Origin of the sequence: Lihuaxuella thermophila, assembly GCF_900110165.1 — a bacterium.
In the GTDB taxonomy this organism is placed as follows: Bacteria; Bacillota; Bacilli; order Thermoactinomycetales; family Thermoactinomycetaceae; genus Lihuaxuella; species Lihuaxuella thermophila.
Genome location: NZ_FOCQ01000006.1, coordinates 183,502 through 197,405 on the forward strand (window position 1 = coordinate 183,502; position 13,904 = coordinate 197,405).

16 protein-coding genes are annotated in these 13,904 nt (G+C 52.7%); 1 reads left to right on the forward strand and 15 read right to left on the reverse strand.

What is annotated here, in order from left to right; all coding sequences use genetic code 11:
• Nucleotides 1-31: 31 nt before the first annotated feature.
• The 8 genes from BMW55_RS08620 to BMW55_RS08655 form a co-directional block, all read right to left on the reverse strand.
• Nucleotides 32-562: a hypothetical protein gene (locus BMW55_RS08620; RefSeq protein WP_139179470.1), complete on the reverse strand. Its 531-nt coding sequence runs from the start codon at nt 560-562 to the stop codon at nt 32-34.
• Nucleotides 563-673: 111 nt separating this feature from the next.
• Nucleotides 674-982, reverse strand: coding sequence for a hypothetical protein (locus BMW55_RS08625; RefSeq protein WP_139179471.1), 309 nt, complete (start codon nt 980-982; stop codon nt 674-676).
• 133 nt (nt 983-1,115) lie between these two features.
• Nucleotides 1,116-3,164 (reverse strand): ATP-dependent DNA helicase RecG, encoded by a 2,049-nt coding sequence (gene recG, locus BMW55_RS08630; protein ID WP_170839827.1) that lies wholly within the window; start codon nt 3,162-3,164, stop codon nt 1,116-1,118.
• Entirely contained in the window at nt 3,161-4,054 is an 894-nt protein-coding gene (sdaAA, locus tag BMW55_RS08635) for an L-serine ammonia-lyase, iron-sulfur-dependent, subunit alpha (RefSeq protein ID WP_089967602.1), read from the reverse strand. The genes recG and sdaAA overlap by 4 nt, the downstream gene beginning before the upstream one ends.
• Before the next feature lie 106 nt (nt 4,055-4,160).
• Nucleotides 4,161-4,817, reverse strand: a complete 657-nt coding sequence (gene sdaAB / locus BMW55_RS08640; RefSeq protein ID WP_089967374.1) for an L-serine ammonia-lyase, iron-sulfur-dependent subunit beta — start codon at nt 4,815-4,817, stop codon at nt 4,161-4,163.
• Between the two features lie 21 nt (nt 4,818-4,838).
• Entirely contained in the window at nt 4,839-5,708 is an 870-nt protein-coding gene (locus BMW55_RS08645; RefSeq protein WP_089967378.1) for a DegV family protein, read from the reverse strand.
• A gap of 19 nt (nt 5,709-5,727) precedes the next feature.
• Nucleotides 5,728-7,419: a DAK2 domain-containing protein gene (locus BMW55_RS08650; RefSeq protein WP_089967381.1), complete on the reverse strand. Its 1,692-nt coding sequence runs from the start codon at nt 7,417-7,419 to the stop codon at nt 5,728-5,730.
• A gap of 12 nt (nt 7,420-7,431) precedes the next feature.
• A complete protein-coding gene (locus BMW55_RS08655) occupies nt 7,432-7,797 on the reverse strand; it encodes an Asp23/Gls24 family envelope stress response protein (protein ID WP_089967384.1) in 366 nt (121 codons plus the stop codon).
• 203 nt (nt 7,798-8,000) lie between these two features.
• On the opposite strand from BMW55_RS08655, the gene rpmB reads away from it, so the two are divergent.
• The gene (rpmB, locus tag BMW55_RS08660; protein WP_089967386.1) at nt 8,001-8,189 is read left to right on the forward strand and encodes a 50S ribosomal protein L28; all 189 of its coding nucleotides are present in this window, start codon (nt 8,001-8,003) and stop codon (nt 8,187-8,189) included.
• A gap of 59 nt (nt 8,190-8,248) precedes the next feature.
• Here rpmB and spoVM read toward each other — a convergent pair whose 3' ends face one another.
• The 7 genes from spoVM to BMW55_RS08695 form a co-directional block, all read right to left on the reverse strand.
• Complete coding sequence (spoVM, locus tag BMW55_RS08665) at nt 8,249-8,329, reverse strand: stage V sporulation protein SpoVM (protein WP_139179475.1); 81 nt, start codon at nt 8,327-8,329, stop codon at nt 8,249-8,251.
• Nucleotides 8,330-8,487: 158 nt separating this feature from the next.
• Nucleotides 8,488-9,138, reverse strand: a complete 651-nt coding sequence (locus BMW55_RS08670; RefSeq protein ID WP_089967392.1) for a thiamine diphosphokinase — start codon at nt 9,136-9,138, stop codon at nt 8,488-8,490.
• 20 nt (nt 9,139-9,158) lie between these two features.
• Nucleotides 9,159-9,710: an energy-coupled thiamine transporter ThiT gene (thiT, locus tag BMW55_RS08675; protein WP_244527501.1), complete on the reverse strand. Its 552-nt coding sequence runs from the start codon at nt 9,708-9,710 to the stop codon at nt 9,159-9,161.
• The gene (gene rpe / locus BMW55_RS08680) at nt 9,707-10,396 is read right to left on the reverse strand and encodes a ribulose-phosphate 3-epimerase (RefSeq protein WP_089967395.1); all 690 of its coding nucleotides are present in this window, start codon (nt 10,394-10,396) and stop codon (nt 9,707-9,709) included. Before rpe ends, thiT begins: the two co-directional genes overlap by 4 nt.
• 1 nt (nt 10,397) lies before the next feature.
• On the reverse strand, nt 10,398-11,288 hold the full coding sequence (rsgA, locus tag BMW55_RS08685; protein ID WP_089967397.1) for a ribosome small subunit-dependent GTPase A: 891 nt from the start codon (nt 11,286-11,288) through the stop codon (nt 10,398-10,400).
• A gap of 10 nt (nt 11,289-11,298) precedes the next feature.
• Nucleotides 11,299-13,023, reverse strand: coding sequence for a Stk1 family PASTA domain-containing Ser/Thr kinase (gene pknB / locus BMW55_RS08690; protein ID WP_089967608.1), 1,725 nt, complete (start codon nt 13,021-13,023; stop codon nt 11,299-11,301).
• A gap of 35 nt (nt 13,024-13,058) precedes the next feature.
• A complete protein-coding gene (locus tag BMW55_RS08695; RefSeq protein ID WP_089967400.1) occupies nt 13,059-13,811 on the reverse strand; it encodes a Stp1/IreP family PP2C-type Ser/Thr phosphatase in 753 nt (250 codons plus the stop codon).
• Nucleotides 13,812-13,904: the final 93 nt, after the last annotated feature.

Consider the following 13,904-nt stretch of genomic DNA (forward strand, 5'->3'; position numbering starts at 1 on the left):
ATAGGCTCGCGAATATTCGCGAGCCACTTTTTTATTTTCTGTATCTGCCTTTACCCGACTTGCGTGAACTCCTGCGCAATGAATGGAGGCCGGCCGTTTCATCGAAGGCTTCCGGCATTCTCTCCCGTTCTTTGACCGGTCTCTGGAACCGTCCGGGCATAAACGGTTCGCCATCTTTGTTTCCATCAACTTCTCCTTTTCCCGACGGATCTCTTGGAAATGGGGGATGGGCAAAGTGTTCGGGATCGAACGGCCGAACCATGGGGGCATCTGTTTTTGCCCACGGAGCTTCTTTATCGTTTGGAGGCCTCTCCAGCATCCACTCCTCCATCATCCATGGATCCCATTCCCGCGGCGGGCCGGAAGGTGGTCCCGCCTGGGGATGCCCCTCTTTTCTCTGTGCCCAAAAATACTCTTCCTCCAGCCACATGTCATCCATATATCCGTGAGGGAAGGGTTGATCAACGGGTGATTTTTTGTGCTGGGACTGACGTGGCGACTCTATTTTTGACCCTTTGTCACTAAGGAATCCGGGTGACCGATACTTCCTCTTTTTGCTCATCTTTTCACCTTCTTTATCCAAAAGTTTAGATCCCTGTGTCTAAACACTAATACCTTATGTTCAACCCATTTCCCCTGTCCATGCCAATGGCCTACTGAATGAGGCCTATTTTTACAGCCTTTGTTTCAACATCCGGGCCTCCATCGGCGTGATAACCCCTTCATAAACCATGAGATCGATCATCTTGCCGGAGAGTTCGTACCAACGGGGCGACCGTTGTAAGCGTTCAATTTCTTGTTGGGTAAACATCCGGTAAGGAAGCTGGGAAGCAAAGGACATTAAACCGGTAACCCCGCGTGTTCTCCGGATCATTTTCGCCTGGTTGACCAAGGACTTGATTTGCTCAACTGTCACTGCTTTTCTGCCCACCGTCTGGTTAATCGTGCGGACCACATCTTGATAAACCTGGTTCTTGTCCACCCGTTTTCCACCTCCAATCATGAACGCTTTATTGTATGCGGCGAATCGGCTGAGTGTACATGACATCGCAAAAAATAAACAAACCCGGTACTCATCTGCTGTTACCGGGTTTGTCCAGATCAAACGATTTGCATCAGTCAAAGTTTCTTGATTCCAACTCTTCATTCATCAGATATTCATACAGCGGCCGGGTTTCGGGATGGGTCTCAAAATCTTCTCTCTCCACGATTCTCGCCGCATCGGAACGGGCGATCTCCAGCACGCGGAAATCTTCCGTGAGGTCTGCCACTTTGAAGTCAGGAAGACCGCTCTGTTTGACTCCGAGAAAGTCGCCCGGCCCCCTCAGTTCAAGGTCGCGGCGTGAGATTTCAAATCCGTCCGTCGTTTCGGTCATCACCCGCATACGTTCCACTCCCGTTTCCGACTTGGGATCAGCGACTAAAATACAGGTGGAGGCTCCCCCGCCCCGACCGACACGTCCTCTCAACTGGTGCAGCTGCGCCAGCCCGAAGCGGTCCGCATCATACACGACCATCACCGTGGCATTGGGGACGTTCACCCCAACTTCCACCACCGTCGTGGAAACCAGCACCTGCACCTGATTTTCGGCGAACATTCGCATCACTTCTTCTTTTTCCGCCGCGTTCATTCTCCCGTGCAGCAGGCCCACCCGGACGGGGGCCAAATCGACCGTCAGTTGTTCAAATACCTGCTCAGCATTCTGTAAATCCAGCTTTTCCGATTCCTCGATCAGGGGGCAGATCACATAGGCCTGATGGCCTTTGCCGCACTCTTTTTGGATAAACTTGACGATGCGCGGCCAAGCGTCTTTTTTCACCCAATAGGTGTCGATCGGTTGCCTGCCTGCCGGCATTTCGTCAATCGTTGAGACATCCATTTCGCCGAAAACAGTGATCGCCAGCGTTCGGGGGATGGGTGTCGCCGTCATGAACAGCACATCGGGAGTTTCCCCCTTCTCCCGGAGCAGGGCGCGCTGTTTGACGCCAAACCGGTGCTGTTCGTCGGTAATGACCAAGCCTAATTTGCGAAACGTCACCGGCTCTTGAATCAAAGCATGTGTCCCGACAATCACATCAGCCAAACCCATTTGAATTTGCCCGAGCGCGTCGCGACGCTCTCTTGCTGTCATGCTGCCGGTTAACGAAATGACCCTTGCGCCGTAAGGAGTGAGCAGCTTGGACAGTGACGCGGTATGCTGGTCGGCCAAAATCTCGGTCGGAACCATCAATGCTCCCTGATACCCGCTCAAATAGTTGGCATAGAGGGCAATACCCGCGACGACTGTCTTGCCGGAACCCACATCCCCCTGCAATAAACGGTTCATTTGTCCGGGACGGCGCATATCCTGCAAAATCTCCCGCACCACCCGCCGTTGCGCCCCGGTCAGCGGGAAAGCCAGGTCGGAGATAAATGTTTCCACTTTCTCCTCATCAAAGGTATGGGCGATTCCCTGGACTTCAGTGCGATGGAGCTTTCTCAGCCACATCAGTTTCAGTTCATACAAAAAGAGTTCTTCATAAACCATGCGCCTTCTCGCCTGGTGTCCCTCTTCTTTTCCCTTGGGAAAATGGAGCAAGAACATCGCTTTGGCACGGGGAATCAGTTTATACCGGCTGATGAGTTCTTCGGGAAGAATTTCCCTGATCTGTCTGCCGTACCGGACAAATGCCTCATAGATGAGTTTGCGCAACCAATTGACTTTGACGGGACCGGTCACCGAATAAACGGGTTCCAAGCGTCCCACCTGCTTTTCTTGCTCGCTTTCGCTGATCAGTGTACGTTCCGCGGTCACCTGCAACCGGTACCGGTCCCATTTTCCCGAGACCACGATCGTTTGGCCCGGGGAAAGCTTTTCTTTGAGATAGGCCTGGTTAAACCAGATCACACTGATGTGAATGCCCCCCGCATCCAGTTTCACGGTCATGCGGGATTTTTTCTTTCCATACCATCGGACGCTGGGTGTTCCGTAAATCCGCCCCCGGACTGTCACTTTAGCTTCATGTGGGGCTTGTGTCAGATCGCTGAGGCGATAATCCTCGTACCGGTAAGGATAATATTGCAACAGATCGTCGACGGACCGGATTCCCAGCTCCGCCAGAGCCTGTTTTTTCTGCTCCCCCACCCCTGGCAAAACATCTACAGGGACTTCGGACAGATTCATGATTTTTTATCAATGGTTCCAAAAATTTGTCGTTCCAGGGCACGTCCTGTCGGGGTAGCAGCCAATCCGCCCAAAGCAGTCTCTTTTAACGCGACCGGCATCGTCTGTCCAATCTTGTACATGGCTTCAATCACTTCATCGGTGGGGATCACGCTTTTCACCCCTGCCATGGCCATGTCTGCCGCCACCATGGCGATGGCAGCTCCCATGGCGTTCCGCTTCACGCAAGGGGCCTCCACCAGGCCGGCCACCGGGTCGCAAACCAGTCCCAACATGTTTTTCAAGGCAATGGCAATCGCTTCCGCAGACATTGACGGCGTGCCTCCCGCCATCTCCACCACGGCCGCTGCAGCCATCGCTGTCGCCGAGCCCACTTCTGCCTGACAGCCCCCCGCCGCGCCGGAAATGCAGGCATTGTTGGCGATGCAAAAGCCAACCGCACCGGCGACAAACAGAGCGCGGATCATCGTCTCCCGATCGGAACCGAGCTTTTCGGCTGCGGTAAAGATGGTTCCGGGTAAAATGCCGCAAGCTCCCGCCGTCGGAGTAGCTACAATCGTGCCCATGGCGGCATTTACTTCCGAAACGGCTGTCGCCCGTGAAACCGCATCCAAAATTGTCGGACCGGACAACAGAACATTGGCTTTTTCCTTATACTCGCGAATTTTCTTCGCATCACCGCCGGTCAAACCGCTGTGGGAACGGATGTCCTCGGTCAGGCCGCGCTGAATCGCCTGTTCCATCACATCGAGATTCCGCCCCATCTCCTCGAAAATCTCTTCCCGCGGACGATTCATCACCTCTGCTTCGTGTAAAATCATCACTTCGGAAATTTTGAGGTTTTCCGTTTCAGCAATTTCTACCAACTCAGCAACAGTACGAAACTTCATGGCTACTAGCTCCTTTTCCACAAAAACATTCACGAACGACTGACCTTCTTTACACCTTCACAGAAAACCGCCGCCTAAAACGATTAGGCGGCTTTCAGTCAAATGATTAAAGAATGGTGACGGCCAGGATGCCCGGAAGGTCTTGTATTTCTTTCTGTACTTCGGGCTCCACAGGTTGGTCGGTTTCGATCGACATCAACGCTTCGGAACCTTTTTCCTTGCGCGACACCTGCATAAAACCGATATTGATTTTGTGAGAAGCGAGCACAGTCGCGACACGTGCGACGGCACCGTACTGGTCATGATGGAGTACGAGTAAAACGGGATCATTGCCGGATAATTTCAGTTCAAAACCATTTAATTCGATGATTTCCATCTTGCCGCCGCCAATCGAGACGCCCACCACTTCCATGGTTCCTTTTTCATCTTCAAGGCGAAGACGCGCGGTATTGGGATGATCGGTCAATTCATCCGATTCGCGAAAGATGATGTCAACTCCTTCTTCCTTGGCAATTTCCAAGGCATTGACGATCCGTTTGTCAAAGGTATCGAAATCCAACAGCCCTCCTGCCAGCGCAATGTCAGTTCCGTGACCGCGATACGTCTTGGCAAAAGAACCGTAGAGAGTGATGATCACCCGTTTGGGCTTACGACCGAAGATTTTCCTGGCCGCACGGCCAATCCGGGCCGCACCGGCCGTATGAGAACTGGAGGGTCCAATCATGATCGGACCAATAATATCAAAAACCGTGCGATATTTCATGTTTTCCTCCTACCAACGGGTCTAAGCTTTCAAAGGCACCACCAAGCAGCCGATCGTACCCGGCCCCGCGTGGGTACCGATCACGGGTCCAATCTCGATCAAGTTGGCTTCCTGCACATCATAAATCGCTTTCAATTTGTCCATCCATTCTTCCGCCTGTTCCTTGCGGTCCGCATGCAATACGGCAGCCGTGACCGTCGAGCCGGCGGGGACTTTTTCCTGGAGCAGTTCAAAAACCCTGCTCACCGCTTTATTCTTCCCACGTGCTTTATCGATGGCATATACTTCCCCGTCGTCGTTGATGGAAATGATCGGCTTGATGCTCAGCAAAGAGCCGACCAGTGCCGCTGCTTTCCCAATCCGCCCGCCTTTTTGCAGGTATTCGAGCGTGTCCACCAGAGCTGCCAACGCCTGATTTTCCCGGTAATATTCCGCGATGGCGACCAACTCGTCCATCTTTTTGCCCTGTTTGGCTGCGCGCGCGACAGCGACGACGATCATCCCGATAGAATAGGTCGCTGTTTTGGAGTCAAAGACGGTGATCGTGACGCCCGGATGTTCTTCTTCGATCATTCCTTTGGCGAGTACCGCAGACTGATACGTTCCGCTCAATGCCGATGAGAGATGGATGGATAAAATTTCCGTTGCCCCCTCTTGGATCGCTCCCCGGTAAACTTCGGCAAAATCAAGGGGAGACGGTTGCGAGGTGGTGGGCAGTTCTTCAGTCGCACGAAGCTTTTCGTAAAATTCGGCAGCACTCAAGGTAACCCCGTCCAGATAGGACTCTCCACCCACATGCACTTTGAGCGGAATCACTGAAATTCCTAATTCTTCGGCCAAATTCTTGGGAATATCTGCGGTACTGTCCGTAATTATTTTAACATTTGCCACTCCAAACACCCCTTCCAATTTATTCCACAGAGAATAAGAAATAGTACAGCGGCTGCCCCCCGTCGTGTACTTCCACTTCGGTGTCCGGATATTTTTCTTCGATAAATTGGGTAATTTGGTTTACCTGTTCCTCTGTGGTTTCCTGTCCGTAAATAATGGTAACCACATCGGCCCCGTCATCCACCATGGCTTCCAACAGTTCACAAGCCGTTTGGATTAAATCGCGCCCCACTTTTTCGATTTTTCCGTCGCGAATGCCGAGATAATCCCCTTTGTTAATCGCGAGACCATTCATGTTGGAATCCCGGATGGCGTAAGTCACTTCACCCGATTGCACATGGGTATACGCTTCGGTCATCTTCTGCCGGTTGGTTTCCGGGCTGGCTTCATTGGAAAAAGCCAAGAGCGCAGCCAGTCCCTGGGCGATGTTTCGCGTCGGCAGCACGGTCACCGGGGTCTCCACCACTTCTCCCACCTGCTCCGCAGTCAAAATGATATTTTTGTTGTTTGGCAGGATGAAAATGTGTTCGGCGTAGATTTGCCCGATCGCTTTCGCAATATCTTCCGTGCTGGGGTTCATCGTCTGTCCCCCTTCGATGACCACGTCCACTCCCAAGCTGCGAAAGATCTCGGCGATCCCCTCACCGGTTGCCACGGCGGCGATCCCGTACTTTTTCTTTTCCTTCGACGGTTCAGCCTGCTTCTGTTCAGGGCGGGCCGGCCCCTTCCCTTCGGTGACATGCTCGTACTGTTCACGCATATTATCGATTTTGATCCGGGTCAAATCCCCGAATTTCATGGCGAAATTAAGCGCATCCCCCGGATACTCCGCATGGATATGTACTTTGACCAGCTCATCATCCGCCACAACCAGCAGCGAATCGCCAAAACGGGACATTTCCTTCCGGAATTGATGTTCTTCAAAGGCTTCCGTCTGGCGTCGATCCGTTTTGAGTTGAATGATAAACTCCGTGCAATATCCGTGTTCAATTTGAGCAGGATCAATGAGCGACTGGGCATTTTGTTCATGCGCCACTGCCGCGAGGGAATCCGGATCGGGAAGTGCTGAAGAAGTTTTTTCCTCCGTGTCTGTTTCCCCTCTTAACAAAGCCAACATTCCTTCGTAGATAAAAACAAGTCCTTGCCCTCCCGCATCCACAACACCTGTCTGCTTTAAAACCGGCAGCATCTCAGGAGTGCGGGCAAGGGTTCTGCGCGCTTCGTTCAAAACGGCTTCCATGATGGCCGTCGGGTCTTCCGTCGTCCAGGAACGCTTCATCCCCTCGTCTGCCGCCTCGCGGGCAACAGTGAGAATCGTTCCTTCCACCGGTTTGAGCACCGCTTTATACGCAGTCTCCACGCCTCGCTGAAAGGCGTCAGCCAGTTGTCGGGCGTTGATCGAGTCTTTATCGGAGACGGCTTTGGCAAAACCGCGGAACAACTGGGACAGGATCACCCCGGAATTGCCGCGCGCGCCCATCAACAAACCTTTTGATAGCGCTTCCGCCAATTTTCCGACCGACGAAGCGGCTGCTTTCTCCATTTCCCTCACACCGGAGGCCAGTGTCAAGTTCATATTGGTTCCCGTGTCTCCGTCCGGCACGGGAAAAACGTTTAACGCGTTGACGGTTTCCACATGTTTGTTTAAGCATTGTGCGCCCGCACGCATCATCTGCAAAAAGAGCGCTGCATCAATATGTTGCTGTGACAAGCCTTTTCCTCCTCACTCTTCGTTCACCAAACGAACACCTTGCACATAGATGTTCACATGATTTACTTTCAACCCGGTCATTTGCTCCAGGGTATATTTCACTTTGGTTTGAACATTGTGAGCCACTTCCGAAATCTTTGTTCCATACCCGACGATAATGTACATATCAATGATCGTTTCGCCGTTCTCGGTCCGCACCTCGATTCCTTTGCTCAGGTTTTCGCGTCCCAAGAGTTCGGTGATTCCATCCTTCAGCTGGCTGCGGGAAGCCATTCCCACCAAGCCGTAGCAATCCATCGCCGACACTCCGGCAATGGTCGCGATCACCTCATTTGCAACTTCGATTTGTCCAAGGTTTGTTGAAACTTCCAAGCTCATGGTTATTCCTCCCTGATCGGGGTTTCAATAGGCTGTCAGCTAGGACAATTGTACAATAACAGCAAGCAGAATAAAAGGTCTCCTTGCAAGGATGAATGAGGTATGCTAAAATGGGCTGGTGTTTAGGATATGAGAGCGAAATTCTGTCCTTTGGAAATCAGAGCCTGTTGTTCTTTGACGGACGCAAGATAGGAGGTGCAAAGATGGCTCGTCGTTGTTTTATCACCGGTAAACAAGGACACATGGGAAACAAAGTCAGCCACTCCAACCGCAAAACCCGTAAAAAATGGGGCGTGAACGTGCAAAAAGTGCGCATTCTCGTGGATGGGAAACCAAAACGCGTGTATGTGAGCACCCGTGCACTGAAATCCGGCAAAGTTACCCGTGTGTAATGGAAATGGATAAGAAAAAAGCACCTGTGGGGTGCTTTTTTTCTTTTGAGCCAAAGAGCTTAATCTTTTTTAAACACACCTAGTATGGCTTTAACCATCCCACCGAGGAATTTCGGAAGCTTGATGGTATAAAACTTCACACCGATTCACCCCTTACCCCAGTTGGTCATCATATGATCACGACTCATACCGCATCGTGCCTTCAACTTATTTATATTCTATAGAGTTCAATATGTCCCTAGAACAACGGATCTTATTTAGCGGGACAAGCACCCGGACAAAACGCAGAAAACCGGGATTAGTCCCGGCTTTCCACCAACAGGCATTTGCCTTTTTCAATGATGATTTTGCCCTCTCTCCCGACGATTTCGTTGCTGATCCCCCGCGTCATCCCCCGCAGGAGCGTTTCTCCCCGCAAAGGATATAACATGCCTACCGTCGTAATTCCTTCCGCTGCCGCCGTTACGGGAATGAGCGAGACAAAAGAAAATTTGCTTTCAGCCAGGACTGCTTCCCCAGGCCCAGAAACCAACCGAATCCGGTTACTTCGATGATAGAGAATCCCTTGCACTCCCTGTTCATCCAGCCACTCCAGAAGGCCCAGATTGGCCAGGGTGTGGTCAAAGCGGGAACCTCCCAGCGCACCCAGGATGATCACCTCATCCGGATTTTGGCGCAGCGCTTCACGGGCGGCATAATGGGTATCCGTTTCCGCCTTGGCCGCCGGCAGTTTCCGGATCGGAATGCCACGGGCGGCTAGTTGAGCCGCAAAGTGTTCGCCCACCGTATCAAAATCGCCGACGACCAGATGGGGGATAATTCCCGCATCCAGGAGTGTCAGCGCTCCTCCGTCCGCAGCGACAACCCAGTCCCGTTCGGGATCGATCAACGCCAAATCTTCCGCATCCACATCCCCGCCTGCCACAACAAAAGCTGTCCGCTTCGACATCCTTCAACCCATCCATCCAGTTAACGTTGCTTTAAAACCAGTTGCGGGGCCGAATAGATCAATAGTCCCAGCACGATCAAGGAGAGCAGGATCTGCGGCAGAATATAGGTGAGGTTGTAGATCAATGAGTACAAATAAACCGGCTGCCCTTCGGGGGCATAGGAAGCAAAAAAGATGATTCCGGAAAGATAATGGGCCAGAAACCGCAGTCCCCCCGCGATCAGCAGACCGGCGCCTGCCATCAGCACCTTGGCTATCCGGCTCGCATAGCTTTGAAGCCGGATCACACCGGAAAGTCCCAGCAATCCAAACGCCAGCGGATAATCTAAAATGGCTTGCACCGGATGAACCACATAACCACTAAAAATCAACAGTAAAATGCCAGTCAACAAGCCGCAGACCAATCCGGGAACCAGGCCCCGGCGAAACGCCAGAATGGCAATCGGCACCATCACCAGCGTAACCGATCCGCCCTGCGGCATCTGAAAAAGAATCCATCGATCAAGCACAACGGCGATCGCCGTCATGACCGCAATTTCGATCATCGTAATCAAGCGGCTGCTCTGGATCATTTCTGTCTCCTCCCTTCCCTATCCGTTTGCCCGGCTGCTGCCCCGCGAATCGCCAGGAGAGACTCCTGACGGTTTTCTGTGCCAAAAATGGCCGAACCGGCCACCAGAACCGTCGCCCCGCTGGCCGCCACATCGGCAGCCGTGTTGACATTGATCCCGCCGTCCACTTCGATTTCCACATGGGATAATCCTTGGGCATCGAGAAGTCCGCGCACCTGCCTGATCTTATGCAAAACGCTCCTGATAAAGGTTTGTCCCCCAAAACCGGGGTTGACCGTCATGAGCAACACAAGATCCACATCCGGCAGGATGGGCTCGATCAGGGAAACCGGTGTGGCCGGATTGATGACGACCCCGGCTTTCACTCCCTGTTCCTTGATGAGATGGACGGTACGGTGCAGGTGAGGGCAAGCCTCCTGATGAACGGAGATCAGGTCAGCCCCGCTTTTGGCAAACGCCTCGATATAGCGGTCGGGCTCTTCAATCATCAGGTGCACATCGAGGGGCAGGCCGGTATGCGGCCGGATCGACTCCACGATCAGCGGCCCCAGGGTGATGTTCGGAACAAAGTGACCATCCATCACGTCCACATGAATCCAGTCGGCCCCTGCCCGTTCCACATCGGCGATCTCCTCCCCGAGCCGTGAAAAGTCGGCCGACAAGATCGAGGGCGCAATTTTGACCATGTTAATACCTCCTCTGCTGTTCCTCCTTGATCTCCGTCAAGAACTGCAGATAATTGTTGTAGCGGCCGGCATGAATTTCCTGATTCTCTACGGCTTCTTTCACCGCACAGCCGGGCTCGTTCAAGTGGAGACACCCCCGGAAACGGCAACGGGCGGAACGCTCGCGCATCTCCGGAAAACAGTCGCTGAGCTCCTCCGGTTCAAAGCCTTGAAAGGTGAGCTGGCTAAATCCCGGCGTATCCGCCACCTGCCCTCCATTTCCCAAGGGGATCAGCTCCACCTGACGGGTGGTATGGCGTCCACGCCCCAGCTTCTGGCTTACCGCACCCGTCTGCAATTTCCGGTCGGGTAGCAATTGATTGAGAAGCGATGATTTGCCCACTCCGGACTGCCCGGCAAACACGGAGGTCCGCTCCGCCAGATATTTTTTCAGTTCATCGATGCCCACCTGCGTGCGGATACTGGTCGCAATGACCGGATAGCCGGCCGTCTGATAGATGGCCCGGATCCGTTCCACCTCACTGTCATCATCGACCAGATCCCGCTTGGTCAGACAGATGACCAGATCCAGCCCCGCCCGCTCCCCGTGCACGAGAAAGCGGTCGACCGGCATCTGCTGAAATTCCGGCTCCCGCAAAGAACAAACAACCACCGCCTGATCAACATTGGCGATGGGTGGGCGCAGCAGCTCGGTTTGACGGGGCTCGACGGAGGTGACAAACCCTTCGCCCGGCCCCGTCATTTCATATTGTACATAATCGCCAACCAGCGGGGTCAACTTCTTTTTTTTAAACTTAAATACCCCGCGCGCCCGGCACTGAATTTCTTCCCCTTCAGGCGAGCGCACGTAGTAAAATCCGCTGATCGCTTTGACGATTTGCCCAACAGGCATGGCATACCTCCTAACTTGATGAGTAAATGACCTCTTCACATTTAGAAAGCGGGTATCCCGGGATATTTGAATAAACCTTAACCGTTGCACCTTTCTCCACTCTTTTACCTGGTTCCGGTATCTGTTTATACATGGTAGCGCGCCTATATCCCGAACCACTGCCATCACATCTATACATCTCAAGTTTGTAGCCTAGTTTGTCAGTACCTTTTGCAATTTCTCTTTGAATAGATGTTTCAAATTCTCCGCGGTAATTTGGAACTTTTACACCACCAGCTCCTACATAAATGGTAAAGCTTTGGCCTTTTTCTATTTTCTCTCCCGCAGCTGGTTCTTGTCTTAGAACTTCCCCTTCTTCACCAGGTTTAAATATTATCTTGGGTTCTGATAAACCATGTTTAGAAGCAAACTGTCTGGCTTGTTTCTCACTTTTGAATGCAGGCAAAGTTATACTTGTCGCATTGGCCTCCGTACCGCCGGTTTCATCTTCTCCGCCTTTTGAAATGAGGCCCCAAATCGCAGTAAAGCCCCAGATGCTTAACGAGCCGATCAGAATGATCGTAAACAGACCGAACAGTAACTTTTGCCACCAGGGCATGTTGGCCTGAACGTTTTCCAGCCAGATGACGGTGCGCTGGAATATGGTCTTATCTTTGTCATTTGGCAGGTTTCTTAAACGCTCCAGGTTGGCCATCGTCTGTTGTCCGATCGGATTCACCGGGCGCTGCGGTTCGTTGCGGACGCTGCCTGAGCGGATTTCGGGCCGCTGGGTTGGCGACTTGTAAGGAGGCGGCGTCTCCACCGCGGTGGCGACGGGAATTTTGCCTGTCTCATCATCAGCGCCAAGCGGGATCGTCTGGTAGGAAAAATCCTGTTGCGGCTGGCGGTGATTTCCCCAGTTCGCCTCCAGACGGCGGTCGAGCCGAACCGCATAGACAATGTCCTGCATCATCGCCCTGGCCGACGAATAACGCATGGACGGGTCTTTCTCCAGAGCGCGAAGCACGATTTCCGCGACGTTGTCCGGAATCTCCGGGTTGAGCTCGCGGGGATCCTCAACCGGATCCTGCAAGTGTTTCAGCGCAATACTGATGGCGGAGTCTCCGTCAAACGGGAGGTGACCGGTCAGCATCTCGTAAAATACAATTCCCAGTGAATAGATATCCGATTTCTCGCCGATGACGCCCCCGCGTGCCTGCTCCGGGGAAAAATAGTGTACCGAACCCATCACCGAACCGGTTTGTGTGATGGTAGACGAACTGGCTGCCCGCGCGATCCCGAAGTCGGTCACTTTCACCCGGCCGTTCGGTCCCAATAAAATGTTATGCGGTTTGATGTCACGGTGAACAATCTGATTGTCGTGGGCATGTGCCAACCCGTCACAGATTTGCACAGCGATATTGGCCGCTTCTTCGACCGGCAGTGGGCCCCGTTCCTGGATATACTGCTTGAGCGTCGGCCCTTCCACCAGTTCCATGACGATATAGTGGGTGTATCCATCCCTGCCCACATCATACACATTTACGATGTTCGGGTGGGACAAACTGGCTGCCGCTTGCGCCTCCCGACTAAAACGACGGATAAACTCTGAATCATTACTGAGGGATTCGCTTAAAATTTTAATAGCCACAAAACGATTCAGTAATAAGTCCTTCGCCTTGTAAACGACGGCCATTCCCCCGCCGCCGACACGGCTGACAATCTCGTAACGTCCCCCCAGCTTCTTCCCTTCCATCTGCATGGTCACCTCGTTCCTCCCTTGACCCTGAGTTAAGATCTGGTTGACCTACCCGTATGTTTAAGAAGAATTAGGGATATATTATCTGTACCACCGGCATCCAGTGCCATCCGCAGCAAACGATCCGCTTTTTCCTCCAATGTCATCGTGGTAGAGGACAAGACCAAGCCGATTTCCCGCTCGGCCACCATCGTGGTCAAACCGTCTGAACACAACAGCAATACATCTTCGCTTCCCCAAGGGGTATTGATCAAATCCACTTCAACTTCCTCATTCGTCCCCACTGCCCGCACAATCATATTGCGCTGGGGATGGTTGCGCGCTTCTTCAGCCGTAATCTGGCCGTGTTTCCTGAGAATATTTACATAAGAATGATCTTCGGTCAGTTGATAAAGACCGCCTTTATGCAACATATAGGCACGGCTGTCGCCCACGTGGGCCAACACCACTTCATTTTCATCCGCGATGGCAGCTACAACCGTCGTACCCATGCCCTGGAACTGGCTGTTCTGGGAGGCTAGAGAATAGACGGTTTCATTGGCTTTACCGACCGCATGCAGCAGCAAGTCGCTCTTTTCTTCAGTTGACGCATCCAGAGACTCGGCGCTTAACACTTTTTCAATCGTATCCACGGCTGTGCGGCTGGCTACATCACCGGCTTGATGCCCGCCCATACCGTCCGCGACAATGGCAATGACAGCACCCGATTTTGTCTGGAGCAGTCCGATGCTGTCTTCATTGAGATCGCGCACCCGTCCGATATCTGTTCGCTGTGCCATCTCCATGTTCGGTTACCCCTTTCCCTTTCCGATGTGGTAACTGTGTTGGCGGTTCGAAGAGGAAATCACCGCGAATGTTGTTTGATACGGGATCAATGA

What these genes read in the sequence shown, in the direction of transcription:
- BMW55_RS08620 (WP_139179470.1), bottom strand. Translation starts at nt 562, where the DNA reads ATGAGCAAAAAGAGGAAGTATCGGTCACCCGGATTCCTTAGTGACAAA.
- recG (WP_170839827.1), bottom strand. Translation starts at nt 3,164, where the DNA reads ATGAATCTGTCCGAAGTCCCTGTAGATGTTTTGCCAGGGGTGGGGGAG.
- sdaAA (WP_089967602.1), bottom strand. Translation starts at nt 4,054, where the DNA reads ATGAAGTTTCGTACTGTTGCTGAGTTGGTAGAAATTGCTGAAACGGAA.
- sdaAB (WP_089967374.1), bottom strand. Translation starts at nt 4,817, where the DNA reads ATGAAATATCGCACGGTTTTTGATATTATTGGTCCGATCATGATTGGA.
- BMW55_RS08655 (WP_089967384.1), bottom strand. Translation starts at nt 7,797, where the DNA reads ATGAGCTTGGAAGTTTCAACAAACCTTGGACAAATCGAAGTTGCAAAT.
- rpmB (WP_089967386.1), top strand. Translation starts at nt 8,001, where the DNA reads ATGGCTCGTCGTTGTTTTATCACCGGTAAACAAGGACACATGGGAAAC.
- BMW55_RS08670 (WP_089967392.1), bottom strand. Translation starts at nt 9,138, where the DNA reads ATGTCGAAGCGGACAGCTTTTGTTGTGGCAGGCGGGGATGTGGATGCG.
- thiT (WP_244527501.1), bottom strand. Translation starts at nt 9,710, where the DNA reads ATGATCCAGAGCAGCCGCTTGATTACGATGATCGAAATTGCGGTCATG.
- rpe (WP_089967395.1), bottom strand. Translation starts at nt 10,396, where the DNA reads ATGGTCAAAATTGCGCCCTCGATCTTGTCGGCCGACTTTTCACGGCTC.
- rsgA (WP_089967397.1), bottom strand. Translation starts at nt 11,288, where the DNA reads ATGCCTGTTGGGCAAATCGTCAAAGCGATCAGCGGATTTTACTACGTG.
- pknB (WP_089967608.1), bottom strand. Translation starts at nt 13,023, where the DNA reads ATGGAAGGGAAGAAGCTGGGGGGACGTTACGAGATTGTCAGCCGTGTC.
- BMW55_RS08695 (WP_089967400.1), bottom strand. Translation starts at nt 13,811, where the DNA reads ATGGAGATGGCACAGCGAACAGATATCGGACGGGTGCGCGATCTCAAT.